This window comes from Arthrobacter sp. AZCC_0090, from assembly GCF_014207375.1.
Lineage (GTDB): Bacteria > Actinomycetota > Actinomycetes > Actinomycetales > Micrococcaceae > Arthrobacter.
In genome coordinates this window covers 190,117-213,586 of sequence record NZ_JACHEE010000010.1, presented here as the reverse complement: position 1 = coordinate 213,586, position 23,470 = coordinate 190,117, and the positions used below count along the sequence as shown (strand labels likewise).

General features: G+C 63.2%; 25 protein-coding genes. 6 read left to right on the top strand and 19 right to left on the bottom strand.

The window, feature by feature from the left end; genetic code table 11:
* Positions 1-312: 312 nt before the first annotated feature.
* Positions 313-1,119, bottom strand: a complete 807-nt coding sequence (locus HNP00_RS16625) for an IclR family transcriptional regulator (protein ID WP_184740831.1) — start codon at positions 1,117-1,119, stop codon at positions 313-315.
* Positions 1,120-1,427: 308 nt separating this feature from the next.
* Between HNP00_RS16625 and HNP00_RS16620 the strand changes: the two genes are divergently transcribed.
* Positions 1,428-2,909, top strand: coding sequence for an amino acid permease (locus HNP00_RS16620; protein ID WP_184740830.1), 1,482 nt, complete (start codon positions 1,428-1,430; stop codon positions 2,907-2,909).
* Between the two features lie 7 nt (positions 2,910-2,916).
* Here the strand turns inward: HNP00_RS16620 and HNP00_RS16615 are convergent, their stop codons facing one another.
* Together HNP00_RS16615 and HNP00_RS16610 are read right to left on the bottom strand one after the other, a co-directional pair.
* Positions 2,917-3,558, bottom strand: a complete 642-nt coding sequence (locus HNP00_RS16615; RefSeq protein WP_184740829.1) for a hypothetical protein — start codon at positions 3,556-3,558, stop codon at positions 2,917-2,919.
* A gap of 73 nt (positions 3,559-3,631) precedes the next feature.
* Complete coding sequence (locus HNP00_RS16610) at positions 3,632-5,524, bottom strand: polysaccharide deacetylase family protein (RefSeq protein WP_184740828.1); 1,893 nt, start codon at positions 5,522-5,524, stop codon at positions 3,632-3,634.
* A 312-nt stretch (positions 5,525-5,836) separates the two neighbouring features.
* On the opposite strand from HNP00_RS16610, the gene HNP00_RS16605 reads away from it, so the two are divergent.
* Entirely contained in the window at positions 5,837-6,121 is a 285-nt protein-coding gene (locus HNP00_RS16605) for a hypothetical protein (protein ID WP_184740827.1), read from the top strand.
* Positions 6,122-6,123: 2 nt separating this feature from the next.
* Positions 6,124-6,357 carry a helix-turn-helix domain-containing protein gene (locus tag HNP00_RS16600; RefSeq protein ID WP_184740845.1) on the top strand — a complete coding sequence of 78 codons (234 nt, stop codon included), beginning with the start codon at positions 6,124-6,126 and terminating at the stop codon, positions 6,355-6,357.
* On the opposite strand, the gene HNP00_RS16595 is transcribed toward HNP00_RS16600, so the two are convergent.
* From HNP00_RS16595 to HNP00_RS16560, 8 genes are all read right to left on the bottom strand, one after another.
* On the bottom strand, positions 6,346-7,371 hold the full coding sequence (locus HNP00_RS16595; RefSeq protein WP_260405026.1) for a LacI family DNA-binding transcriptional regulator: 1,026 nt from the start codon (positions 7,369-7,371) through the stop codon (positions 6,346-6,348). The genes HNP00_RS16600 and HNP00_RS16595 overlap by 12 nt on opposite strands.
* Before the next feature lie 122 nt (positions 7,372-7,493).
* Positions 7,494-8,399: a carbohydrate ABC transporter permease gene (locus HNP00_RS16590; protein ID WP_184740825.1), complete on the bottom strand. Its 906-nt coding sequence runs from the start codon at positions 8,397-8,399 to the stop codon at positions 7,494-7,496.
* Positions 8,396-9,277, bottom strand: coding sequence for a carbohydrate ABC transporter permease (locus tag HNP00_RS16585; protein WP_184740824.1), 882 nt, complete (start codon positions 9,275-9,277; stop codon positions 8,396-8,398). Before HNP00_RS16585 ends, HNP00_RS16590 begins: the two co-directional genes overlap by 4 nt.
* A gap of 46 nt (positions 9,278-9,323) precedes the next feature.
* Entirely contained in the window at positions 9,324-10,658 is a 1,335-nt protein-coding gene (locus HNP00_RS16580) for an ABC transporter substrate-binding protein (RefSeq protein WP_184740823.1), read from the bottom strand.
* 45 nt (positions 10,659-10,703) lie between these two features.
* Complete coding sequence (locus tag HNP00_RS16575; RefSeq protein ID WP_184740822.1) at positions 10,704-12,140, bottom strand: GH32 C-terminal domain-containing protein; 1,437 nt, start codon at positions 12,138-12,140, stop codon at positions 10,704-10,706.
* A 175-nt stretch (positions 12,141-12,315) separates the two neighbouring features.
* On the bottom strand, positions 12,316-13,458 hold the full coding sequence (locus HNP00_RS16570) for a diguanylate cyclase (protein ID WP_184740821.1): 1,143 nt from the start codon (positions 13,456-13,458) through the stop codon (positions 12,316-12,318).
* A 103-nt stretch (positions 13,459-13,561) separates the two neighbouring features.
* Positions 13,562-14,305 carry a 3-hydroxybutyrate dehydrogenase gene (locus tag HNP00_RS16565; protein WP_184740820.1) on the bottom strand — a complete coding sequence of 248 codons (744 nt, stop codon included), beginning with the start codon at positions 14,303-14,305 and terminating at the stop codon, positions 13,562-13,564.
* Positions 14,302-15,717, bottom strand: coding sequence for an MFS transporter (locus HNP00_RS16560; protein ID WP_311770598.1), 1,416 nt, complete (start codon positions 15,715-15,717; stop codon positions 14,302-14,304). The genes HNP00_RS16565 and HNP00_RS16560 overlap by 4 nt, the downstream gene beginning before the upstream one ends.
* Positions 15,718-15,846: 129 nt before the next feature.
* Between HNP00_RS16560 and HNP00_RS16555 the strand changes: the two genes are divergently transcribed.
* The gene (locus HNP00_RS16555; protein WP_184740819.1) at positions 15,847-16,743 is read left to right on the top strand and encodes a LysR family transcriptional regulator; all 897 of its coding nucleotides are present in this window, start codon (positions 15,847-15,849) and stop codon (positions 16,741-16,743) included.
* A 61-nt stretch (positions 16,744-16,804) separates the two neighbouring features.
* Here the strand turns inward: HNP00_RS16555 and HNP00_RS16550 are convergent, their stop codons facing one another.
* Genes HNP00_RS16550 through HNP00_RS16535 form a run of 4 tightly spaced genes read right to left on the bottom strand, consistent with a single transcriptional unit; the run spans position 16,805 to position 19,339 of the window.
* The gene (locus HNP00_RS16550) at positions 16,805-17,713 is read right to left on the bottom strand and encodes a spermidine synthase (protein WP_184740818.1); all 909 of its coding nucleotides are present in this window, start codon (positions 17,711-17,713) and stop codon (positions 16,805-16,807) included.
* A gap of 57 nt (positions 17,714-17,770) precedes the next feature.
* Complete coding sequence (locus HNP00_RS16545; RefSeq protein ID WP_184740817.1) at positions 17,771-18,274, bottom strand: GNAT family N-acetyltransferase; 504 nt, start codon at positions 18,272-18,274, stop codon at positions 17,771-17,773.
* 15 nt (positions 18,275-18,289) lie between these two features.
* A complete protein-coding gene (locus tag HNP00_RS16540) occupies positions 18,290-18,973 on the bottom strand; it encodes an O-methyltransferase (protein WP_184740816.1) in 684 nt (227 codons plus the stop codon).
* A gap of 42 nt (positions 18,974-19,015) precedes the next feature.
* The gene (locus HNP00_RS16535; RefSeq protein ID WP_184740815.1) at positions 19,016-19,339 is read right to left on the bottom strand and encodes a thiamine-binding protein; all 324 of its coding nucleotides are present in this window, start codon (positions 19,337-19,339) and stop codon (positions 19,016-19,018) included.
* A gap of 70 nt (positions 19,340-19,409) precedes the next feature.
* Between HNP00_RS16535 and HNP00_RS16530 the strand changes: the two genes are divergently transcribed.
* Complete coding sequence (locus HNP00_RS16530; protein ID WP_184740814.1) at positions 19,410-20,069, top strand: TetR/AcrR family transcriptional regulator; 660 nt, start codon at positions 19,410-19,412, stop codon at positions 20,067-20,069.
* A gap of 15 nt (positions 20,070-20,084) precedes the next feature.
* Here the strand turns inward: HNP00_RS16530 and HNP00_RS16525 are convergent, their stop codons facing one another.
* The 3 genes from HNP00_RS16525 to HNP00_RS16515 are packed head-to-tail and all read right to left on the bottom strand — an operon-like array spanning position 20,085 to position 21,627.
* Positions 20,085-20,396: an AzlD domain-containing protein gene (locus HNP00_RS16525; RefSeq protein ID WP_184740813.1), complete on the bottom strand. Its 312-nt coding sequence runs from the start codon at positions 20,394-20,396 to the stop codon at positions 20,085-20,087.
* Positions 20,393-21,154: an AzlC family ABC transporter permease gene (locus HNP00_RS16520; protein ID WP_184740812.1), complete on the bottom strand. Its 762-nt coding sequence runs from the start codon at positions 21,152-21,154 to the stop codon at positions 20,393-20,395. The genes HNP00_RS16525 and HNP00_RS16520 overlap by 4 nt, the downstream gene beginning before the upstream one ends.
* A complete protein-coding gene (locus HNP00_RS16515; protein ID WP_184740811.1) occupies positions 21,151-21,627 on the bottom strand; it encodes a hypothetical protein in 477 nt (158 codons plus the stop codon). The genes HNP00_RS16520 and HNP00_RS16515 overlap by 4 nt, the downstream gene beginning before the upstream one ends.
* Before the next feature lie 162 nt (positions 21,628-21,789).
* Between HNP00_RS16515 and HNP00_RS16510 the strand changes: the two genes are divergently transcribed.
* Entirely contained in the window at positions 21,790-22,527 is a 738-nt protein-coding gene (locus tag HNP00_RS16510; protein WP_184740810.1) for a fumarylacetoacetate hydrolase family protein, read from the top strand.
* A 28-nt stretch (positions 22,528-22,555) separates the two neighbouring features.
* Here the strand turns inward: HNP00_RS16510 and HNP00_RS16505 are convergent, their stop codons facing one another.
* Entirely contained in the window at positions 22,556-23,467 is a 912-nt protein-coding gene (locus HNP00_RS16505) for a glycerophosphodiester phosphodiesterase (protein WP_395893828.1), read from the bottom strand.
* Between the last annotated feature and the right edge of the window lie 3 nt (positions 23,468-23,470).

Here is a 23,470-nt window from a genome sequence, read left to right as displayed (position 1 = left end):
AACATGCGCAACGGCGCCTCGGTCTGCCAGCTCTTCGCGGTCAGCTCCGTACCCCGGGCAGCTTTGACCGGACGCGCTCCGGTAGTGAAATCGGCGGGTGCCATGATGACTCCTTCGTCTCTGGAGGGATTGCTAGGTGTAAGTCCTTCTGTATCCAGTAGAGCCCCTCCGCAACCGTCTTGGAACGGCTTATTGGAGGGTACTGTCCGGGATTACAGACTCAACTGACTCGCAGTAGATGTCGTTTTGGGCGCCCATAACGACATCTACTGCGAGCTAGTTGGGCGGGGCGGGGTGCGGGGGTGGGAACGCCTATTGCCCGGGCCGTCCGTGGATGCGCACTGAGAGCTCGTCTGCTGTCTTCTGGATGCGGGCGGCCAGGGCCGGCCATTCCTCAACCGGCACCCGGTCTTCGAGGAATGTCACGGCGACTGCCGCCGTCGGCCATCCCAAATGGTCGGTGACGGCGGCGGCAACCGAGCCGAAGCCTGGCGTGACTTCGCCATGTTCAGTGGCGTAGCCACGCTGCCGGACCTGGTCCAAGTGCGAGGACAAGGCCGAGTACTTCATGATGGGTGATTCCATCTCGTGCCGGGCCGTGAAGGCGGCAGCATTCGGATAGAGGGCCCTCACCTGCGATTTCGGCAGGGCGGCCAGGATGGCGCGCCCGCTGGCGGTGAGGTGGCTCGGAAGCCGCACCCCGACGTCGGTCACCAGGGACGGGCGGTTCTTGGCCCGCTCTTCCACGATGTAAAGCACATCGCGGCCATGCAGCACGGCCAAGTGCGCGCTCTCGCCGATCGCATCCACGAGGGCGGCCAGCATGGGGCGGCCAAGCCGGGACAAAGGCTCTTGCCGCGAGTAGGCCGAGCTGAGTTCGAACGCGCTGATGCCCAGTCCGTAGCGCTGTTCCTCATGAAGGTGCAGGACGAAGCCATTGGCTTCCATGACACCAAGCAGGTGGTAGACGCTGGACCGGGGCAGGCCCAGGGCGGTAGCAATGTTGGACGCGGCCATCGGGCCGCGCCGGGAAGCAAGCAGCTTCAGGATGCGCAGGGTGTTCTCGGCGGCGGGGACCTTGGAAGCGGCCCGGCCTTGGGTGGACGGCTGTATGGTCATGGCTCCTCTTCGAGTGCACGGTAATCCCCGGCACGCCCTTCCGCCACAAAGGCCGTGAGGGAGGTGTCCGGGATCCCGTACTTAAGCGTGCGCCCCAAGGGAGGGCTCGGAAAGCCCATCAGAACATTAAGCTGTCTGGAATACCAGACCTTTACCAGCTTATTGGACTAGCCATCAGCCAGCGCAGGCCGTGTCTCGGCACAGCGTCTGAGAACCGAGACAGCGATGCGCCGTGAGTCCCATCACAGCCCATTCCGAAATGGTCTGCTGGTTAACAGTCCCCCTCCCAATGACGAGAAGGTATTCGTATGCAGCAAGCACCAACAGCCGTCAGGACAACGGCGGCCAAAGCCGTCGAAGGCGCGGTAACCACCGTTCTCAGCCGCGGCCTCAATGTCCGCCACATCCGTTTCATGGCCCTCGGTTCGGCCATCGGAACAGGCCTCTTCTACGGCTCCGCGTCTGCCATCCAAAAGGCGGGCCCGGCGGTTCTCTTCGCATACATCATCGGTGGCGCCGCCGTCTTCATGGTGATGCGCGCGCTCGGCGAAATGGCTGTCCGCCACCCCGTCTCCGGCTCATTCGGCCAGTACGCCAGCCGCTACCTCGGACCGCTGGCAGGGTTCATCACCGGATGGACCTACGTTTTCGAAATGGCCATCGTGGCGATCGCGGACGTGACAGCGTTCAGTATCTATATGGGCTTCTGGTTCCCGCAAGTGGACCGCTGGATCTGGGTCCTGGCGATCATCCTGCTCCTTGGCGCCATGAACCTCCTAAGCGTCAAGGTCTTCGGGGAGCTCGAGTTCTGGTTCTCGCTCATCAAGGTGGTGGCGATCATCGCCATGATTGCGGGCGGTGCGGCGATCATCGTGTTCGGCTTCCACACGGGCGACGGCGGTGCGGCACCGGGGCTGGGGAACCTCGTTGACCACGGCGGCCTGTTCCCGAACGGATTCGAGGGGCTCCTGGCCTCGTTCGCCGTCGTCATGTTTGCCTTTGGCGGGATCGAAACGATCGGTATCACCGCAGGCGAGGCCGCAGACCCCAAAAAGGTCATCCCGCAGGCCGTGAACACCGTCCCCGTGCGCGTGCTGCTGTTCTACGTACTCACGTTGGGCGTGCTGATGAGCCTGTTCCCCTGGAACGAGATCGGGAACAACGGCAGCCCGTTTGTGCAGATCTTCAGCGGCCTCGGCATTCCTGCGGCGCCGCACATCCTCAACGCCGTGGTGATCACGTCGGCGCTGTCCGCGATCAACAGCGACATCTTCGGCGCCGGACGCATCCTCTTCGGGCTGTCCCAGCAAGGTCACGCACCAAAGAGCTTCGGCAAGATCTCCCGTCATGGAGTTCCCTGGATGACCGTTGTCCTCATGGGCGGGATCCTGCTGGTGGGCGTGGTGCTCAACGCCGTCATCCCCGAGGACGTGTTCCTGGTGATCGCCTCCATCGCCACTTTCGCGACCGTCTGGGTGTGGGTCATGATCCTGGCCTCGCACGTGGCCATGAAACGGGAGATCAAGCGCAAGGGCCTGCCGGCGTCGGAATTCGCATCGCCATGGTGGCCCGCCGCTTCCGTGCTGACCATCGCCTTCATGGCCCTGGTGATCGTCATCCTTGGCGTCTTCGAGGACACTCGGGTGGCGTTGTACGTGGGTGCCGTATGGCTTGGACTGCTGGTCCTGGCCTACAAGCTGTGGGTCCGCGGCGGCGGGCGCGTTCGGGCCGACCTCGTTGACGAAACTGCAGCTATCCCTGTGTTGCCGGTGGTCACCCAGCGCTCCTAGCGGGGAGTCAGCCTGCCGGAAGCCAATCCACGTGCGAATCTGAGTCAAAGACGCGGCAAACACGCACTCCGTCCTGGGTAGGACCATCAACGAGCTTGGTGGTGATCTTCATGAGGACGTCGTACGACGCCAAGCCTGAGGCGGCGGTTGACAGTACCGGGGTCCCGGAGAATGCAATGGAAACAACGATGTATGGCCGGGGCACCACCGTCCCGGTCACCACTCCGGAATGGGCAGCGTCGCTTTGAAGCCGAGCGGTGCAGCTGTCTTCGATACGTTGGACCCCCGCTGCGTCGAGGCCCTGCGTTCCCGGAGCCGGTGGCGCAGGAGCCGGCGCTACTGGTGCCGGCACCGGCGCAACCGGGGCGTCGGGCTTGGAGCTGACCGCCGGGGCGGACGCTGCGGCCTGGCTTGAAGACGCAGTGCTCGGGGACGCATTCGCGGCCGGCGTCGAGGTGGTGGCACTCGGCGTCGCGGATGGCGCTTTGGTGGCACCCGAAGCAGCGGGAGCCGCGCTGGCGGTGACCGACGGCGGGGCGCCGGCACTTGAGTGTGATGCTGTCTGCGTGGCGTTGAGGGTAATCGCCCCCGCCAATCCGACCGCGACCACCCCCGAAACGACGATTCCCGCTTTTGCTGCTCGCTTCATTGTTCCCAACTCACTTCCCTGACCATTACGCGCCCCGCGGCCGCGCCTTCCCTTTCGTGAAGCCCCGGATGTTTCACATCGCCGGCGCTCCGACCGTGTCGTACATGGCGTAGTCGTCAGTAGTGAGCGTGCCGTTGCTGAAAAGGTTCAGGCCGAAGCTCACGGCTGTGGCACCGTCCGGTAGCGCGGGAGTGGTGAAGCTGGCCTGGGTATAGGTGTCCGACGCCGCCAGCCAGGGACTCGATGTCCAGTAGACCCAGGTGCCCGTGGCGTCCCGGTAGTAAACCGTGAACTGGGTCACCGCCGTAGAGGTGTACCAGGCCCGCAGCGAATAGCTATGCCCGGCGATGGCAGGCGGAGCGCAACTGCCGCTGTCCATTGTCTGGAGCAGCTTCGCGTCTCCGTCGGTGTAGCCGCTGACCACAAGTTGGGTCGCCGCGGTGCCGCTGTGGGCCGCGGGCACAGTGTTGAAGGCCGTAGTGTTCGTGCCGTAGCCTCCGGCCTGCCAGCATTGCGGCGCCCAGCCGACTCCTGCCGTCTCAAGGCCCGGGTTTTGTACCAGGTTGGTGCCGGGAGCCGGTGGGGCCGGGGCAGGCGCCGTGGCGGCGTCAAACATCTCATAGTCATCGGTGATGAGGGTGCCGTTGCTGAAAAGGTTCAGTCCAAAGCTGATCCCATTTGCTCCCGCAGGTAGTGTGGGGGTGGTCCAGGCGGCCTTTTGGTAGCTGGTCGCCGCGGCAAACCATGGACTGGACGTCCAGTACTTCCATGAGCCGAGGCCGGTCCGGTAGTACAGCGTGAACTGCGTTGGCACCGTGGACGTGTACCAGGCTCCGATGTTGTATTGATGCCCTTCCGTTGCGGTTGGCGAGCACCCGCCCAGGTCCAAGGCCGGAAGCAGTTTCGCGTCGCCGTCCACGTAGCCTGTCATCACGAGCTTCTCGGCGACTGCGCCCGTTCGGCCAGGGCTGACCACGGAGTAACTGGGCGTATTGGTGCCATAACCACCGGCGAACCAGCATTGGGGCATTCCGTTCACCAAGGTCTCCAGACCGGGATTCTGCACTAGGTTGCCGCTGGGAGCCTGGGGAGGTACCGCCGGACCGGAGACCAGCGGCTTGACCGCTCCGCCGATCACTTGGTTGACGGTCTTCACCGTGGTCGTCGCGGGACGCGCCTTGAGCCACACAAGGAACTGCTCGAAGAGGGCAGGCTGGATGTTCAACGGGTCCGTGCTGTTGGCGTCAATGTGGTGGAAGGTCAGCTGCACCCATCCGCCGGCCGCTTCCGCTTGGGTGACCGATGCCTGCAGATCAGCCAGCGTCCACGTGGAATCCACCTCGTCGGGCGCAGCGGTGTTGTAGGGATTTGCGGGCGGGATCGTCTCAGCCAGGCCGCAGGTGGAACAGCTGAAGCGGGTCTTGATATCACCCAGGCCACGGGCACTGTTGTAACCGCAGCTCTGCGCGATGCTCTCGGCCGCTGCGTTTTCCGAGGCAAAGGGGTAGGCAAAATCGGTGACCGCGAAGCCCCAGTTGCTCAGGTTCACCCTGTCGTTGCAGATCTGTCTCTTGGCCTCGTCCGCTGGCAGTGTGATCAAATCGGGGTGGGTTACGGTGTGGCCACCGATCTCGTTGCCGTCTGCAACGAGTCCGTGGAGATCAGCCACCGACATATAGCCCGGGTTGTCTGCAAATCCCGAGACGATGAAGAACGTCCCCGCCATGCCTTGGGCCTTCATGATTTGGGCCGCGTTGAGCTGGTCCGCATTCCCGTCGTCGAACGTCAGGGAAACAACCGTGGGATTGGCCGCTTGCGCGGCGGGGGCTCCAAACACCAGCGCGACGCTGGCCATGGCGATCGCCGCAATGGCGGCGATCGTACGGGAACGACGACGGCGAGCGCCCGCCGTCTGAATGATCCGCGGCTTGGGCTTCTCCTGAGTGGACGGACTGGAAACGCTCATAGATAGACCCCATCTCGCTGCGGCTCAAGGAGCCGTAACTGCGCGCAGAACGGGGGACACCGAACAGCCCCCGGAACTGACGGAACATTGCTTTGAGCCTAGGGATCGTTCGCCCGGGCTGACTTGCGTAGCGCCTACCCGTCTTTTGCCCGGACTACTCGAATAACCACTTGCTCGGGTTGGGCTCCCTGTCCGAGTAGTTGGTTAAGGGACGTGAGTGGCCCGTGGGGCATAACGGGTGAAAGTCACTCATGTGCGGTGTGTGGCAGTCACCTACCCTAGGCACATCGCGATTGCAAGGGAGTGGTTCTGATGCTTGATCCCACATCGAGGTACATCGTTAACATGCGGGTGCGGCGTGTCCGCACGCTGGCCGCGCGGCTACGCCAGGTATTTTCCCGGGCAACCGAGCAGGCCAAAACGACTGCCTCCCCTTTCAAGGTGGGCGACTACTTGGCCGGTGACGATCCCTTCAACGGCTGCCAGGAAGGGGTTGTAGCCGTCATCAACGGCTCGTCGATTGGCTTGCGAACCGTCGTCCCAAGAGGTGGACCGGTGGTCTACTACGACTACCGCCAGTTGAGGAGGCCGTGGTGAACATGTCCGCCGCCGGCATTCCAGCCAACCGATTCATGACAATCGCCGAGGTTGCCGAGGCCTTGCGGGTGTCCAGAATGACCGTATACCGGCTGGTGAACTCGCATGCCATCCACGCGGTGCGATTCGGGCGGTCATACCGCGTCCCGGAGTCAGCCGTGGAGTCCTACATTGAGCACTCTGCAGTGGACGAGGCCGAGCACCATCCGGATAGTGAGGGAGGCTCAGGTAGTTGAGCTCCACCGCAGCTGCGGACCTGTCAGAATATTCGTTCCGACGGAGTCGCGTTCCACCGGCGGGCACTCAATTTTGACCACGTTGCCACCGGCAGGTTCGTCGACGCCGAGGAGCAGTCGCACGCCAGCAGCGCCGAGCTCGTAGTGCGGCAGCGCGACAGTGGAGAGCGGCGGCCGCATGTGGGCGGCGATGACTTCCTGGTTATCGAACCCGACGACGGCCATGTCTTCGGGAATCGAGAGTCCCCGTTGCTTCAGTCCGTCGTAGAGCCCCATGGCCATACGGTCGTTGTAGCAGAAGACCGCCGTGACGTCCCGTTTGAGGAGTTCCTCGACGGCTCCGTATCCGCCTTCCTGGTCAGGAAACGCGTCGAAAACGAGGTTAGGGTCAAACGCGATCCCTGCAGATTCAAGTGCTTCCCGGTAGCCCTGGAGCCGTCCGTCCTTGGCCGGGGCCGGGATAGTGGCGTTGATGAACGCGATCCGCCGGTGACCCTTGCGCACAAGGATGTCGGTGGCCTCCCGTCCGCCGTGGACTTCATCCGGGACCACGGCCAGGGCATCGGAGTCCGGGGAGAAGCAGTTGACCAGCACGAAGTCCGTCTCGTGCAACGCGGTGGGGATCTCAGCCGGGCGGTGGAACCAGGTGGAGTACAGGATGCCGCGAACCTTGTGCTCAAGCATCATCGAGATAGCGTCCTTCTCCGCGGGCTCGTTGCCCTCGGTATTGGCGACCAAGAGGACGAATCCGTGCTTCCAAGCCTCGTCCTGGGCGCCGTGGATGATCTGCCCTGCGAAGGGAGTCGTCGCGATCGCGTCGGCGACGAGGCCAATGAACCGTGAACTGCCACTCACCAAGTTCTTGGCGAGAGCGTTGGGGCGGTAGCCCAGCTCGCGGATGGTGTCCAGCACGCGCTTGCGGGTCCCGGCGCCGATCCTTGCGTCCTTCTTGTTGTTGACGACGAGGGAAACCGTCGCAACGGATACTCCAGCCCCTTCGGCCACTTCCCGCATCGTGACCGGATGACTCGTCCTCGGAGTCGCCGGTGGATGCGAGGGGTTAACCTCGGGTTCTGTAAAGCTTTCTTCAGACGTCATTGGCCCTCCCCTCACAGTCTATCCAGTGGCCACGTTCCTCACCCTTTCGTGGCCCCGCTCTCGAGGCCCTGGATCATCGCCTTGTTGAGGACGAGGAAGACCAGGAGCAACGGAGTGATGGTGATGCAGACGGCCGCAAACGTTGCAGTCCAGTCGACCTTGCCCATTGCTCCGATATAGTTCTGCAGCCCCAGCGGGATGGTTTTGAGTCCTTCGGAGAGCACGAACGTGTTCGCGAAGATGAAGTCGTTCCAGATGAAGATGCTGTTCACCAGCACCACGGTCACTACGGTGTTGGTCGAGAGTGGCAGGGTGATCAGCCCGAAGATCCGGTATGGGCCGGCGCCGTCCAGCGAGGCTGCCTCGTAGGTCTCCCTCGGAATGTACTCGAAGAATGACGAGAAGAGGTAAATGGACATGGGGAGGGCGAAGCCCGCCAAGGGAATGATCATCGATTGGTAGGTGTCCAGGAGGTTGATCGACGAGTAGTCGATGAACAGCGGCACCAGCGCGATCTGCACCGGCACGATGATGCCGATCAGGAAGAGGCCCCGGACGAATTTGCTGAACCGGAATCCGAGGACCTGCAGCGCATACGCTGCCATCATTCCCAGCAGGACGATCAGGAGGTTGGCACCCATCGTGACGATGAAACTGTTCAGGATGTTCTGGCCGAGGTTGCCAGTCTGGAATGCGCGGGCGTAGTTGTCGAAACTGATGGAGCTCGGGAGCGCGAAGGGATCGCCTGTGGCGAAGTCGTGCTCGTTGCGAAGGCTCGTGAGGAACAGCCAGGCGAGGGGGTAGACCTGCACGATGACGATGAGGACGATCAGCACCCTCGACAAGCTTCGGAAAACGTTTGGCTTACGACGCCGACGCCGCATAGCCGGGCTGCTTGGCGGGGCAGGGATCGGCCGGGTAACCGGGGCTGTTTGCGCGGTCATGCGTCAGCCTTTCGTTTGAGCATAAGCAAGATGAATCCGACGGCGACGAGGCACTCAATGACGATGAACACCGAAATGGTGCTGGCGTAACCGAAGTCCGTGCTGGTGAATGCGGTTTTGTACATGTAGGTCGTCAGGAGCTCCGAGGACTGGCCCGGGCCGCCGTTGGTCATGAGGTAGGGGATATCGAATCCGCGCAGGCCGTAGGTTGTGGCCATGATCGTGGTGGTGATCCACACGGGCCGGATGTGGGGGAACCTGATCTTGGTGAACAGCTGCCATCGGTTGGCGCCATCCAGGCGTGCCGCCTCTTCAAGTTCCTGCGGGACTGCGAGCAGCGCGGCGTAGATGATGAGCATATAGAGGCCCGTGAACCGCCAGCCCTCGGGGGCTGAAACTGCCGCAAGCACAGTGTTGACGTCCGAAAGCCAAGGGCGTTCAAGGCTGCCGAGACCGATCCAGCCGAGGACCTGGTTGAGTAGGCCCACCGGATCAATCGAGTAGATACGGACGAAGAGGAAGGCGATGGCCACCGTCGAGATCACCGCAGGCAAGAGGTACAGGGTTTTGACGAGCTCGCGGCCTCTTCGCAGCGAGGTCAGGAGGCTGGCGACGAACAACGCACCGCCCAATTGGAGGACGAGGCAGATGGCGAGGTAGCCGAGGGCGTTGAAGAAGGAACGCCAGAACACGCCGTCGCCAGTGAGCATGTGCACGTAGTTTGCGAAGCCCACGAACTCCATGTCACTGATGCCGTTCCAGGAGAAGAAGCTGAGGAACAGCGATTGCAATATCGGGAACAGCACCGCGACGCCGTAGAGAAGCAGCGGCGGGAGCAGGAAGACCAGGACCGAGAGTCGTGATCGATTGGGAAGCATGGGAGTGCCTTTCGGGTGGGGGGCCTGGGCCCCCCACCGCTGCGTGTTATTTGAAGAACTTGGGAGCGTTCTGTGCGATGGTGCTATCCATCGTGCTGGTGAACTCGGCAGGCTTGACATTGCCCTGCGCCAAAAGCACGAGCTCTTGTTGCAGCCTGCTATTGGTGGTCGGATCAAGCTGCGTGTCCCAAGGCATCGCGAGCTTCGACCCGAGATCCTTCGCCTGGTCGATTGCCTTCTTGTACAGTGGCGTGGCGTTGGCGGGAATCGTCGTCTGCACGTTCGTCGTCGGCGAGAGGGCGCCCGTCGCCGCGTACTCCGAGGGGTACTTGGCGAGAGCGAACTTCAGGAAGTCGCTCACGAGCGGGTCAAAGGTCTTTGAGTTGACCGCCATGCCGATCCCGGAGGTTGCCACGTACTCGTTGGCGGCCGTCGCGGAACTTGGCGTGGCCGGAAGCGTGAAGTAGTCGACGTCGTTACGCACTGCGGGATTCAGCTTGTCCGTCGCGAGGCTCGGCAGTTCCCAGGTGCCAATGTTGTACATCGCGGCCTTCCCGGAGGTGAACAGGTTCTGGGCGTCAGAGTAACCCTGCGACGAGAATCCGTCCTGGAAGCAACCGGCCGTTCCGAGCTGGCTTATCCAGTTGACGGTCTTCTGGCCGGTGGCGTCGCTGAACTTCGCGTCACCCTTCTTGAGTTTCTGCACGAAGTCGGGTCCGGCGTCACGGAAGGGCTGGTAGGAGACGTAGCGTTCAAGGGGCCACTGGTCCTGGCCGTCAAGAGCGAGGGGCGTGATGCCGGCCTTGCGCAGGGCCGTGCACATCGCGGGGATGTCGTCAAGTGACTTTGGCACGGAAACTCCAGCCTGCTGGAAAAGGGCCTTGTTGTACCAGAAGTACTCCAATTCGAACTGGAACGGGATCATATAGAGGGATCCGTCGTCGAAGCGCTGGTAATTCAGCGCGTTCGTCCGGTAGGTGTCGTAGACGCCAAGGTCTTTCAGCAGCTTCTCGGCGTCGACCATCTTGCCTTGCTTGGCGAGTTGCTGAGCGAAAGGCGTGGCATCCGTGTCGAACAGCTCAGGAAGCTTGTTTGCAGCGGCGAGGGTTTCGTACTTCTGGATGTAGGACGGCCGGTCAGGGGTGGTGATCAGGTTGAGGGAAAAGCCAGGATGGGTCTGGGCGTATTCGTCGGCGACCTTTTTCATGATGTTGATGACTGCACCGTCGGCCGGCCGGGACAGAAGCCACGAGATTTGCCGCGGTTTGATGTCTCCGGTGGGGTTGACGTTGGAGGCGCTGCCCGCGCCTCCACCGCCGCAGGCGGCAAGGGAAAGGGCGGCGACCGCTGCTACGGCGGCCGTTCGCAAGAGTTTCTTCATGGGGACAATCTCCTTTGATTGGAACGGAGGTTTGGCGCTGGGTATTTAGTTGTCTGTGCGCTTACGTATCTCAAGTTCAGTGACAGTGGCGCTGCCTTCGCCGGCGAAAACGCCGATCCGACCGGCGGGCAAGTCATAGATCCGGGCGCTCAAGGCGACCTGCCGGTCGACGACGGCGACACAGAGGTCCCCGTCCACGACAAGTTCGAGGGTGTGTTCTCCGGGGACGAGCTCACAGGGGCGTTCCAGCTCGATCTCGAAGGGGACATCCCCCGAGATGTGCCACTGCGCGTCGCCGTTGATTTCGCGGGGCCATCGGTCAAACACCATGCGGCCTCGCTTCGGTTCCAAGCGGATGACGTAGGACTCGTCTCCGTCCGCGCTTGAGCGGAGCAGCAAGCCGCATTCGCTTGTATTCGGTTCTATTTGCAGCACCGCCCGGGCGTAGAACTGCCGCGGGAGGACCTCATCGGACACAGTGGCCGCATACCCGTCGGGAGCACGGAGCGTCGCCGGAAGGGGGTCGCCGAAGGTTAGCGGGATGTCGTCCCAGAAGCTCTCGACAAGTTCGTCGGCGAAGGAAAACGCGAGGGTGCCGTCGTCGTTCTGGCGGGCCTCGAGGACAGACATCGTGCCCGCCCACTGCCAAGCGCCGTCGTCGCGGTTGTCCTCCTTGCTGGCAATCCAACCGAAGAAGAACTGGCGGCCATCCCGCTCGGCCGTCTTCGATGCATAGAAGGCGCGGCCGTCAACGCTGTCCCGAGCCGGCACGATCCATGGCCCATCGGGACTTTTCGCCATGCGGTAGCGGGTGGTGAAGGACTCGGAGAATTCCGAATAGACCAGGTACCACCAGTCACCCCAGGCGAAAACGTCCGGGCATTCGTGCGTGATGTACCGGCGGGGATCCCAGAACGGCTCTGCGTGCTCCCAAACCATCAGGTCCGAGGAGACGCATTGGGCGATCACTCCTCGTCGACGCTCCGGACCCTCCGCGTGGCGTGCGGCCAGGAGCATCCGCCACCTTCCGAGATTTTCGTCCTTGAACACGAACGGATCGCGCCAGTCGGCGGATTCGTAGCCGGCCGGGGCGCCGAAGGTCAGCTCCGGATGCTTGACCCACGTCAGCATTCCGTCCGTGCTCGTGGCATGCATGACGAGTTGCAGCGGGGCCCCGTCGGAGCCGAGGTGCCGAGGATTCTGTCCGGTGTAGAACAGGTGGTGAATTCCGGACTCGTCGCACACAACACTGCCCGTGTACGCATTGAAGTCGGCCTCGCCCTCCCCGCCATGGCGCAGCGACACTCCATGGTCCTCGAACCGGGTGAGGTCCTTGATGGTCACGAGGTTCCAGGACGTCCCCGGCTTCGGATCGTTCCGAACCTCATGCAGATAGAAGAGCCAAAACTCCCCATCCTTCTGGAAAGGGATCACGTCTCCAACCCATCCATCGGCGGGCTGGAAGAAGACTGGGTAAGTCATCGGCGTTGATGTCCATTTCTGCTAAAGCGTTTGATCACTGCAAGCGTAACCGAGGTCACATTTTTGATCAAGCGTTTTAGCAGATTGATTTAGCCGAGTGATGCAGGCGTTGCTGGATCGGCCAAGCCTCCCGACGGTGAACGCGCGCTGCAGGGGCTAACGCGCACGACGGCGGCTACGACGTTGCGCAGACCGCGCGGTTCCGTCCAAGGGACTTGGCCTTGTAGAGGGCCTTGTCGGCGGCCGCGATCATGCTGACCACTTCGGCGTTGGCGATCGTGCTCGGCGCGATGCCATAGCTCACCGTGGGGAAAGGGATTCCGTCCGGGCTCTTTGCCGCGGCCAAGCGGCGGCTGATTTCGCTCGCAATGACTTCGGCACTCTCCACGTCGGCCCCGGGAAGGAGGATGGTGAATTCCTCTCCCCCATACCTCCCGACGAGGTCGGTGTGGCGGACCGAAGCCTGGCAGGCGGCGGCGAATGCCTGGATGGCGGTATCGCCCGCGGCGTGGCCATAGCTGTCGTTGAGGGCCTTGAAATGGTCCAGGTCGGCGAGGATCAAGGTGGAGACCGATCCGGCAGAGAGCAACCTGTTGATTTCCCGCGCAGCCAACTCCATGAAGGCTGTGCGGTTGAGGAGCCCCGTCAGGCCATCGCGGGTGGCGCGTTCGTTGAGCCCGTCAATGAGCTGCTCGTTGCTCAGCGCCGTCATGCTGAAGGACACGGTGACCAGGAGCACCAAGGTGACTACGCTGGTGGCTGCAGAGCTGAGATAGGTACCGAAGTCCGGCCCGTCGGGCCCTTCCACGAGGTAGGCCACACCTCGGCAGAAAAAGAATGCGGCCAGGATTCCCGCGGCCAGCGCCAGGGACCGTTGGGCGTGTGAAGCGCTGGGCTTCAACCGCCAAAGCTCAACGGTTGCCAAGGTCATGCCCATGGACATCATGGCCAGATACACCAAGCCGCCTGACCATGCGTTCGTGGCTGGATTCTCCAGCGCCGCAGCCACGGCGGTGGCGATGGGTCCGGCAAGGAGCTGCCATAGTGCTGTCCGGTGCAGCCGCAACGAACGCGAGCCGGCCCACACGCTGAATGCCCCGGTCACCAGCAAAGTGTTGCCGAGTGGACCGGCCCAGATCTGCTGGGAAGTCCCGGCGAACAGGTAAGCCAGGTTCCCAGCAAGCAAGAAAACGAGGGCGAGGCACCACCAGCCGCTATACGGGGAGCGGGTCCGGCGGAACGATCCGAAAAACAGCAGGGAGAGGGTAAACGCGACGACACCCAGAGCTATCTTCAGACTGGCCGGATCGAGACCCATGTACGCTCCCCTTCGTGCGACACAAGCCTACGACATCAGGGGTGGTTCGTCCCGGCAACCACCGTTGAGTGGATGCCGGGCCGGACTCGGGCGCTAGCGGGCGTCAGCGGGCGGACCAGCCCCCGTCCATGGTGTAGCTGGCCCCGGTGACCATACCGGCGTCGTCGGACGCTAACCACGCGGCCAGCGACGCCACTTCCTCCGGCTCCACGAGGCGCTTCACCGCGGATTCCGTCAGCATGACCTTGGCCAGGACCTCGGATTCGGGGATCCCATGCAGCAGGGCTTGGTCCGCGATCTGCTTCTCGACAAGCGGCGTACGCACATACCCGGGGTTGATGCAGTTGGACGTGACCCCATGCTGGCCTCCTTCGAGGGCCGTCACTTTGCTGAGTCCTTCAAGCCCGTGCTTGGCCGAGACGTACGCGCTCTTGAACGCCGACGCACGCAGTCCGTGGACCGAGGAAATGTTGATGATCCGGCCGAATCCGTTGGCGTACATGTGCGGGAGTGCGGCCCGGATGAGCAGGAAAGGCGCTTCGAGCATGAGGGTCATGATGCGGCGGAAGTCTGCCGGTTCGAACTCCTCGATGGGAGCAACTTTCTGGATGCCGGCGTTGTTGACCAGGATGTCGCAATCGAGGCTGAGTCCGGCCAGCGCCTCAGTGTCGAGCAAGTCGACAGCCCAAGCGGTGCCGCCCAGCGTGTCGGCGAGTGCCGCAGCTCCAGCGGCGTCGATGTCGGCCACCACAACTTTCGCGCCCCGCGCGGCAAGGGCCCTGGCACATGCTGCCCCGATTCCGCTCGCCCCGCCGGTGACCAGGGCCTTGCGGCCTTCCAGGGTCATGCGCGGGCACCGATGGGCAGTCCGTGGCGGACCGCGTCGGCGTTGTCAACGTCTTCCAGGGCCACCCCGCGGGTCTCCTTGAGCGTCAAGACGACGACGGCGGTGATGGCGCAGGCGACCACCAAATAGATCGCTGTGGGGAGCCAGGATCCGGTGTCCTTGAGCCACTGGGTCGCCAGCAGCGGGGCCAGCGAACCGGCGAAGATCGAGGTGACTTGCGAGCCGAGGGAAACGCCCGAATAGCGCATGCGGGTGGGGAAGAGCTCGGTCATGATGGCCGGCTGACCTGCGTACATGAAGGCGTGCAGGCAGAGACCGATAGTCACGGCCGCAACGATCACCACGGGGTTCTTGGTGTCGAACATGGGGAAGGCGAAGAACGGCCACGTGGCACCGCTGATGGCGCCGATCAGGTAAACCGGTTTGCGACCCCAGCTGTCCGCCAGCCTGCCGACCTGCGGGATGACCACGAAGTGGATGACGTGCGCAATCAGCAGGGCAAGCAACAAAGACGAAGTGTCGTATTTATGCACGCTCTTCAGGTAGACGATGGAGAAGCTCACCACGAGGTAGTACATGATGTTCTCGGCGAACCGCAGCCCCATGGCCTGCAGGATGCCCTTGGGATACTTGCGAATGACTTCGCCGACGCCGTAGCGGATGGCTTGTTCCTTCTCCACCAGGGCCTTTGCCTCAAGGAAGATCGGGGCCTCGGTCACGTGGGTGCGGATGTAGTAGCCCACGAAGACGATCACGGCGGAGAGCCAGAAGGCCACCCGCCATCCCCAGCCGAGGAAGGCTGCGCTGCTAAGCGTGGTGGACATGATGAACAGGACCAGCGTGGCGAGGAGGTTGCCGACGGGAACGGCGGCCTGCGGCCAGCTTGACCAGAAGGCACGCGACTTGTTGGGGCTGTGTTCTGCCACCAGCAGCACCGCGCCACCCCATTCGCCACCCAGCGCGAAGCCCTGGATGAAGCGGAGCGCCACGAGCATGGCCGGCGCCCAGTAACCGAGGTCGGCGAACCCGGGGAGGCAGCCCATGAGGAAGGTGGAAACCCCGACAATCACGATGGTGAGCTGCAAAGTGGGTTTGCGGCCGAGCCTGTCGCCGATCTGGCCAAAGACGATGCCACCCAGGGGCCGGGCCACGAAGCCCACCGCGTACGTCAGGAATGCCTGGATGATGCCGTCGAGGTCGTTGCCGGTGGGCGGGAAGAAGTACTTGCCGAAAACCAGCGTTGCGGCGGTGGCGTAAAGGAAGAATTCGTACCATTCCACTACCGTGCCCACCATCGAGGCCGCGACGATCTTCTTGAGTCCTGCGCCTTTGCTTGCCGGGCCGGTGCCAGTTGCGCCTGTTGACTTGCCTGTGGGCCGGCCGGCGCCTGCGGAGCGTTGTCCTACGCTCATGTCCATCTCCTTAGTGTCTACGCTGACACGCGCTGTGATCCACAACACGAAATGCTCCAATGAGTATTGCTGCACATCTTCGGTGCTTCAATGGCCAAAATGGCACCAAGTGTGTGCAGAATTGCAGATATGCATCCGAATCCAGACGACCTTCTGGTCCTCCTCGCGGTATCACGTTCAGGGAAGTTCACGACGGCGGCCCAAGCCTTGGGGTTGAACCACACCACGGTTTCCCGCAGGATCGCCGCACTGGAGAAGGCGCTCCGCGGCCGGGTCCTCGCGCGGGCGGCAGGAGGCTGGGAAGTCACGGAGCTCGGTGCCGAAGCCGTGGGCGTGGCGGAACGGATCGAAGCCGCGGTGGGCACACTGGGACCGGAAGACCGCGCGCCGGACCCCATTGCCGGCGTCGTACGCATGACCGCAACTGACGGTTTCAGCGCGTACATCGCGGCACCTGCCGTGGCGCGCTTGCGCCGAGTGCATCCCGGGCTCACGGTCGAGATCATCACCGTGACCCGGCGGGCACTCCAGCAGCGTTCTGGCCTGGACGTGGAGGTGGTGGTGGGCGAACCCCAGGTACACCGGGCGGAGGCGCTGCTGTTGGGCGAGTACATGCTGGGGATGTATGCCTCGCGGGAGTACCTGGCTTTCCATGGTGTTCCTGGAACTGTGGAGGAGCTGACGCAGCATCAGCTGGTCTATTTCGTGGACTCCATGCTGCAAGTGGACGATCTCGACGCCCCTCGCCGGCTGGTCCCCTCAATGCGCGACGGCTTGAGCTCAACCAACGTCTTCGTCCATGTGGAAGCGACACGTGCCGGGGCCGGAATCGGCTTCCTGCCGTGCTTCATGGCCGACAGGCACCCGGACCTGGTGCGGCTGCTGCCCTCGGACTTCGCGGAGCTACTCCCCTACTGGATGGTCCTGCGCCCCGACTCGATGCGCCGCCCGGCCGTTGCCGCCGTCGTGCAGGCCCTGCAGGAGGAAACCGCCGCCCACCGCGAGCTCCTCCTGGCGCGCCACTGATCCTCATCGGCTGGCCGCGCGAACTGGCAGCTAATGCCCCCAAATCCGCGCTTTAAGGGCATTAACTGCCTGTTCGCGCCGGGCTTTCAGCAAGGGGGTCGTGCCGGATCTGGGCTCCGACGGCGAATGCCCGAACCTTGGCATCGTTCCAGATATGCGCGGGAACAGCCCCACCGAGCAGCTTCCGGGCCAGTTGGGGATCGTCGCCGAAGGGCTTGTGGCTGCCAGCCATGATCATGTTGCCGTATCTGCGCCCCTTGAGCATGGCGGGATCGGCGATGATCATGGTGTGCGGAAAGGTGTCGGCGATGGTGGCGGCATCCTCGCGGGCGTTCTTGAGGTCCGGGGCATCTCCGGAATTCACTACATAGAGCCCGCCCGGAGCCAGCACCTTCTGTGCATGATCGTTGAATTCCCGGGTTGTGAGCGCCCTTGGGGTGAAGGCGCCGGCAAAGACATCCCGGATGATGAGGTCGCGAGTGTCCGGGGTGAGGCTCTCGGTGACCTGCCTGGCTTCGCCCACGCGGATTCGAAGCAGCGGAGCCTTGGGGAGATCGAACCAGCCGCGCACGTATTCAGCCAGCTTGCCGTCGAGCTCTACCACCACTTGGCGCGCGTCCGGGTAGGCGGCGTGGAAGTACCGCGCCAGGGAGCACGCTCCGCCGCCTAGATGCAGCGCACGCAGCTTCGGTTTCGACTCGGGCGGCCACTTGGATTCGACCAGGGCGGCAATCCAGCGCATGTACTCGAAGTCCAGGAACAACGGCTCGGCGACGTCGATGTGCGAGCTCATGACCCCGTTGATCTTCAAGAGCCAGCCGTTGGAGTTGTCCGGGTCGGCAACGAGTTCGCAGTCGCCGGTGTCGATGTAGTAGACGCCTTCCACGGGACCGTCCGGCCTGGTGCCGGCGGGCACCTCGATGACTCCGGCAACCTGCCCGGCGCCCCTGCTTTTGCCGCGCTTCGCCACTACAGCCGCCCTTTTCCGGTCATGATTCAACCCTAGTTGACGCAGTCGCCTTTGCGGTCAGCCCCCGACGGCGGCGCGCACCATCCGGATCTCCGGCAGTTCGTGCCAATCGGGCGGCAAGAGCTGGCGCGCACCGTCGGGTTGGAACCCGATCTTGCGGTAGAAGGCCTGGGCGCGTGGGTTGTCTTCAAGCACCCAAAGGTAGGCGGCAGCATCGCCGATCACCGCATCCACCAACGCCCGCCCCACCCCCAAACCGTGGACACGGCGCAGCGTGTAGATCATCTGCAGTTCCAAGTCGCAGGGCCGGTCCTCATCCCGGGACTGACCAGCAGAGGCTATACCCACCAAAGTGCCGTTGACGTCATGTGCCAGCATCGGCTTGTAGGAACTCGCCAAAGCCTCCCGCTGCCTCTCGATCCTGGCGTTGATAGTGGCTTCCCGGAAGGCGAAGAATTCCTCGGGCAGGAGACGCCGGTAACTTTCACGCCAAGCGGCCAAATGCATGCGGGTCAGGGACTCGGCATCGTCCACCATGGCTGGACGGAGGGAAAATTCCATGGGCACAGCCTAGCGTCATGCCACCCGGGCTATCGCGAACCCGTCCCAGCCTTTGGTTCCGACCGTTTGGATAGCCGTTGCATCGAGGCGCGGGTCGCTGCCCATCATCTCCAATGCGCCCACGATTCCCGGAGCATTCACCGCGTCCATGGAAGGATCCAGGATGGCGCCCTCCCAGATGACGTTGTCCATCACGATCACCGTTCCCGGCCTGCCGAGCCGGATGGCCCAATCCAGGTAATTGGAATCGTTCTCCTTGTCCGCGTCAATGAAGACGAAGTCGAACGGTTTATCCCGTGCGGGATCTTCGGCCAGCGCGGCGAGCGTCTCCAACGCCGGTCCAATCCGGATGTCCACCTTGTGGCCCACCCCGGCGGCATCCACGTTCGCACGGGCCACCTCGGCGTGTTTCGGGAGGTATTCGCACGTGACCAGCTGGCCGTCGTCGGGCAGTCCTTGAGCCATCCAAATGGTGCTGAAGCCGGCCAAGGTGCCGATTTCCAGCACGCGACGAGCACCGGACATCTGCACCAGCATCTTGAGCAGCTTGCCCGCGTTGGGCGCCACTTCGATGGGCGGCATCCCGGCGTCGATCGCGGACTGCAGCGCCTGCTTCAGCGCCGCATTGGGCCGAACGACGGCGGTGGACAAGTATTCCTCGACAGCCACCCAGGCAGGCTGGGCCTTGTGTTCAAACATGGCCCCAGTCTGGCACCGGGCCAAGGCGGAGGGAAGGACTGGCTATTCGCCTTTCGCGATCGCGTTTTCCAGCCGCTCCACTTTGCCCGTGAGCTCCCCCGTATACCCGGGGCGGATGTCCGCCTTGATCACCAGGGAAACGCGGTTCCCGTACTTGCCCACCGCCTCGGTGGCGCGCTTGACGACGTCGAACACCTCGTCCCATTCGCCCTCGATGGTGGTGAACATCGAGTCCGTCTGGTTGGGGAGTCCCGATTCGCGGACGATCTTCACGGCCTCGGCAACGGCGTCGTGCACCGAGCCATCAACCGATACGGTGCCAGCAGCAGGCTGGCCGGACGGGGCAACTGAGAAGGCAAGCAACATGAATCCAGTCTTTCATGGGCAAGAATGTCACAAAACTATTGGGAGCCCCTCCGTTGCTACTGTGAGCAGCATGGACCGGCCCTCAGAACGCAAGCCACTCAGAGCTGATGCAGCACGTAACGTAGACAAGATCATCACGGCAGCACGCCAGTGCTTCCGTGAGTTGGGTCCCGAGGTTCCGCTGCAGACGATCGCCGCCACCGCAGGTGTCGGACCGGCTACCCTGTTCCGCAACTTCGCTGACAAAGAACAACTCGTCCTGGCCGCACTTTCACGGCAGCTCAGGCTGAATGTGGACCCGATCGCGGAAGACGCCCTGGCGGGCATGGACGCCGCCGTCGGGCTCATTCGGGTGATCGACGCCGTGGTGGAGGTTGCCAGTGAAGACGCGAACCTCCTGGGCGCCGTCGCTGGCCGTCGGGGGCTCCTGGTGGGCATCACTGGTGGATTGATCGATTCGATGGCTGAGCTGCTCGTCCGCGGCCAAGGCCAAGGTTCGCTGCGGCGGGATATCTCGATCGAGGACATGGTGCGCCTTGTTGCCATGCTGATCGGCGCAGTGGACACCATGGAGCCGGGATCCCGCGCCTGGGAACGGCCGGTCGCCCTGCTTGAGGACGCCATCCGCACCGAGCGTCCGTCCCGCCCCTTGCCGCCTCAAACTCCCATCCCGGGGATGACTTTCGAGGAATCAGCGCCCGACGGCGGCGCGTACCACAGCGCCCGTTAGAACCGCCGCGTGGCGTCAGTGCCAGCCGAGCAGCCGGAGGCAAGCGGCCGCCGCTGACCCGACGATGACCACCACGAGGAACGGCGCGCGGAGCCACAGCGCGATGGCTCCGGCAACCAGGGCACCAAGCCGGGCGTCGAAGGCGAGGGATTGCCCCGACGCCACCGCGTTGACCACGGTCAGGGACGCCAGTAGGCCGATAGTCATGGTCCCGGCCACGCGCATCATCCGGGGACTGCGCAGCAACTTCGCTGGCACAAAATAGCCGGAGAGCTTGGTGAGGTACGCCAGTCCGCAGGCGATGAGGATCCAGACCCAGAGGTTCATTCGGCGTTCCTTTGCTTCCTGGCTTGGTCCGCCTGGTCGGCCCGTGAACGCTCGTGCGGGTAGGGATCGACGTCGGGCTCCATGCCTTCGTCGCTTCGTCCGTGGCTGAACCAGCCGATGGCTCCGGCCACTACCGCAGCCACCAAAATGGGCACGCCCGCAGGAACTAATGGCACTGCAATGATGGTTGCCAGAGAAGCAGCCGCGGCAATCGCCCAGGGCTCGCGGCCTTTGAGTCGTGGCCACAGCAACCCAAGGAACGCAGCAACGGCGGCGCCATCGAGCCCCCATTGCTTGGGGTCGCCCAAGGCATCGCCTGCCAAGGCTCCGACGGCCGTGAAAATGTTCCACAGCACGAAGATGCCGATGCCGGCGGTCCAGAAGCCACGGCGTTGTTCATCTGGACCGCTTTGGCCCGACGCGGTGGCCGTAGATTCGTCGATGGTGATGTGGGCTTGCGGGTACTTGAGCCAGCCGCCGGGACGCAACAGCGCGTTCATCTGCATCCCGTAGATGCCGTTACGCAGTCCCAATAGCGCCGCTGCAGTCATGGCGGCAATGCCGGAACCGCCACCGGCCACGACGCCGATGAATGCGAATTGCGAGCCGCCGCTGAACATGAGCAGGCTGAACGTCATGGTCTGCCAGAAATTGAACCCGGAGGCCGAGGCCAGCGCCCCGAACGAAACGCCGTAGAGGCCCGTTGCGATGCTGATGGAGAGGCCGACCTTCACGGCCGGGGATTCAAGGAGTTTCATACGCCCCGTTTCGCTCCAGCCAAGCTCCATGCCCACAGGATCAAGGGAAGCTGCAGAGGCAGACGCAGGCTATGAATCCGACGCTCCGACGCAGTTCCACCGGGAGAGCACGCGCGGCGGAGCGCGTCCACATGGCCGGCCAGGAACGCGGCGAACATCAGGGTAGTGCCGCACGCTGCGGCCTTGCGGGTGGCAGGAATCAGGAGCCCGACGGCGGCAGCCGCCTCAAGCAGTCCGCTCACCGCAATCCATTCCTCCCGGGACATGACCGCCAGGGCACCGTTCCTGGGTGCGGCTGCGTGGGCCTTCGGTTCATCCTCGCCCATGTGGTCGTAGCGGCACAGATAGTCCGGGACGACCGGGGCGAAGAATTCCGGCTGCCGGAAGTGCTTCCGCGCACTGACGAGCAAAAGTGCGCCCATGGCCGCCGCGGAGATTGTCTGGGTTGTCCGGGCAGACCACGAAAAAGGCATGTATTCATGCAACCACAGCCCCGCCCGGTGCGATAAACGGAAAGGTCCCCGAATGGTGCCTGCGAACCCGCGCGTTCAGAGTATTGAACCCAGTTCAGTATGGTGTAAATTTCTCTTAGTGGCCGTTTCCCGGCCCTGTCCTGAAATTCAACGAGGAGTTCCATGCGCATCGCCCGAGTTCAGACCCCTTCCGGCCCTCAGCACGCAGTCCTACGCAACGGACACTGGGACCACATCGAAGATCCTTTTGCCGCGGTTCTTTCCTTCACCGGAGGGTCCAGTTCCGCGGACGAAGCCGTGTTCCTCGCCCCAGTCAAGCCTTCCGTGGTGCTCGGAATCGGGCACAACCTGGGCAACAACAACCACGTGCTGCCCATCCAGGCTTGGCACAAGTCCGTCCACAGCATTGCGGGACCCGGCGATGAGATTGTGGCCGTGCGGGGCGCAGGCACGGTGAACATAGAGGGCGAACTCGCCGCGGTCATCGGGAAACGGGCGGAGAAACTCACTCCCGAGAACGCCTTGAGCCACGTCCTCGGCTACACGGTGGTCAACGACGTCACCAACGTGGACCAGAACCAGATCGACGAAAAATTGTTCCAAGGCAAGTCCGGCACCAACTACACGCCGCTGGGGCCGTGGGTCGAAACCGAAATCGAGGACCCGGACAACGTCAGCACCGAGGTAGCAGTCAACGGCCAGGTCAAGGCCAGCTCCGGTTCCTTCAACCTGCCGTCCTCCATCACGGATTGCCTCGTCTACGTCACCGAATGGCTGACCCTGGAGCCCGGCGACATCATCATGACGGGAGCTCCGAACACCTTCGTGGCAGTGCAACCCGGCGACCGTGTGGACATCACGCTGGGCGGCATCGGAACCCTCAGCAACACGGTCATCTGACTCGCGGTTGCCCTAAAGCTGAGCTGCCCTAAAGCTGCGCAAGGACCTGCGCCGGCTTGTTGGTAGTGATCTCGTGGATGCCCAGGCCTTGGCACAGGGCAACATCGTTCTCCGAATCAACGGTCCACACCCGGAAGCGTCGGCCCGATTCCATCCAGCGCTGAACGGTGCGCGCGTGTTTCCGGACGTAGTCGATGCCCGGGCCCGCGAGTCCAACTTCGCAGTCATCCAGGATTCGTTCGCCTTCCTGCTGGGCAGCCTTCATCACGTTGGCCACAGCTCCCCCGGTGATGACGCCCAAGCCAAGCTCATCGCGGACTTCTTCCACCGTGACATCGTCCACCAGTTGGCAAATATGTTCCGCCGGAACGAACTGGAGGAGGTGCTTGATGGAATCCGGGCTGAAACTCATGAAGGAAATCCGGATGTTGTCCAGCATGGAGGCCTCCGCGTTCCACCCTTCGCTGCCCAGGAGTTCCAATACGCGGTCTTCGAGCTTGAGCTGGTACGGGCTGGGATGCTTGAGTTCAATGGCCAAACCGATCTCCCTGCCAGCGCCGCGCAGGATCTCCAGCAACTCCGGGAGCGTCAGGAGCTGGTCCGACTTTGCGCCGTACTGGTCCGGAATCCGGGCGCCTTTCCAGGAGGAGAAATCCAGCTGCCGCAGCTCTTCGAGCGTCTTCTCAGCCACGGGACCGGTGCCGTCCGAGGTACGGTCCAAGTTTGCGTCGTGAAGCAAGACGACGTGCTGGTCCCGGGTCAGGTGAACGTCGCACTCGACGCCGTCGGCGCCGTCGGCGATTGCCTTCAGGTATGCGGCACGCGTGTGCTCCGCAAATGCGGCACTGGCTCCGCGGTGGGCGTAGACCATGGGCCGCGTGTTTTGCTCCATGCTTTGGTCTGAGCTTTTGTTAGAACGGCCGAGATCGTCATTCGTCATGGG

What these genes read in the sequence shown, in the direction of transcription:
- HNP00_RS16520 (WP_184740812.1), bottom strand. Translation starts at nt 21,154, where the DNA reads ATGAAACTCCTTGAATCCCCGGCCGTGAAGGTCGGCCTCTCCATCAGC.
- HNP00_RS16610 (WP_184740828.1), bottom strand. Translation starts at nt 5,524, where the DNA reads ATGAGCGTTTCCAGTCCGTCCACTCAGGAGAAGCCCAAGCCGCGGATC.
- HNP00_RS16560 (WP_311770598.1), bottom strand. Translation starts at nt 15,717, where the DNA reads ATGAGCGTAGGACAACGCTCCGCAGGCGCCGGCCGGCCCACAGGCAAG.
- HNP00_RS16595 (WP_260405026.1), bottom strand. Translation starts at nt 7,371, where the DNA reads ATGCGGGAAGTGGCCGAAGGGGCTGGAGTATCCGTTGCGACGGTTTCC.
- HNP00_RS16555 (WP_184740819.1), top strand. Translation starts at nt 15,847, where the DNA reads ATGCATCCGAATCCAGACGACCTTCTGGTCCTCCTCGCGGTATCACGT.
- HNP00_RS16585 (WP_184740824.1), bottom strand. Translation starts at nt 9,277, where the DNA reads ATGCTTCCCAATCGATCACGACTCTCGGTCCTGGTCTTCCTGCTCCCG.
- HNP00_RS16570 (WP_184740821.1), bottom strand. Translation starts at nt 13,458, where the DNA reads ATGGGTCTCGATCCGGCCAGTCTGAAGATAGCTCTGGGTGTCGTCGCG.
- HNP00_RS16535 (WP_184740815.1), bottom strand. Translation starts at nt 19,339, where the DNA reads ATGTTGCTTGCCTTCTCAGTTGCCCCGTCCGGCCAGCCTGCTGCTGGC.
- HNP00_RS16525 (WP_184740813.1), bottom strand. Translation starts at nt 20,396, where the DNA reads ATGAACCTCTGGGTCTGGATCCTCATCGCCTGCGGACTGGCGTACCTC.
- HNP00_RS16505 (WP_395893828.1), bottom strand. Translation starts at nt 23,467, where the DNA reads ATGACGAATGACGATCTCGGCCGTTCTAACAAAAGCTCAGACCAAAGC.
- HNP00_RS16615 (WP_184740829.1), bottom strand. Translation starts at nt 3,558, where the DNA reads ATGAAGCGAGCAGCAAAAGCGGGAATCGTCGTTTCGGGGGTGGTCGCG.
- HNP00_RS16590 (WP_184740825.1), bottom strand. Translation starts at nt 8,399, where the DNA reads ATGACCGCGCAAACAGCCCCGGTTACCCGGCCGATCCCTGCCCCGCCA.
- HNP00_RS16580 (WP_184740823.1), bottom strand. Translation starts at nt 10,658, where the DNA reads ATGAAGAAACTCTTGCGAACGGCCGCCGTAGCAGCGGTCGCCGCCCTT.
- HNP00_RS16600 (WP_184740845.1), top strand. Translation starts at nt 6,124, where the DNA reads ATGTCCGCCGCCGGCATTCCAGCCAACCGATTCATGACAATCGCCGAG.
- HNP00_RS16540 (WP_184740816.1), bottom strand. Translation starts at nt 18,973, where the DNA reads ATGTTTGAACACAAGGCCCAGCCTGCCTGGGTGGCTGTCGAGGAATAC.
- HNP00_RS16605 (WP_184740827.1), top strand. Translation starts at nt 5,837, where the DNA reads ATGCTTGATCCCACATCGAGGTACATCGTTAACATGCGGGTGCGGCGT.
- HNP00_RS16625 (WP_184740831.1), bottom strand. Translation starts at nt 1,119, where the DNA reads ATGACCATACAGCCGTCCACCCAAGGCCGGGCCGCTTCCAAGGTCCCC.
- HNP00_RS16530 (WP_184740814.1), top strand. Translation starts at nt 19,410, where the DNA reads ATGGACCGGCCCTCAGAACGCAAGCCACTCAGAGCTGATGCAGCACGT.
- HNP00_RS16565 (WP_184740820.1), bottom strand. Translation starts at nt 14,305, where the DNA reads ATGACCCTGGAAGGCCGCAAGGCCCTGGTCACCGGCGGGGCGAGCGGA.
- HNP00_RS16620 (WP_184740830.1), top strand. Translation starts at nt 1,428, where the DNA reads ATGCAGCAAGCACCAACAGCCGTCAGGACAACGGCGGCCAAAGCCGTC.
- HNP00_RS16575 (WP_184740822.1), bottom strand. Translation starts at nt 12,140, where the DNA reads ATGACTTACCCAGTCTTCTTCCAGCCCGCCGATGGATGGGTTGGAGAC.
- HNP00_RS16545 (WP_184740817.1), bottom strand. Translation starts at nt 18,274, where the DNA reads ATGGAATTTTCCCTCCGTCCAGCCATGGTGGACGATGCCGAGTCCCTG.
- HNP00_RS16515 (WP_184740811.1), bottom strand. Translation starts at nt 21,627, where the DNA reads ATGCCTTTTTCGTGGTCTGCCCGGACAACCCAGACAATCTCCGCGGCG.
- HNP00_RS16510 (WP_184740810.1), top strand. Translation starts at nt 21,790, where the DNA reads ATGCGCATCGCCCGAGTTCAGACCCCTTCCGGCCCTCAGCACGCAGTC.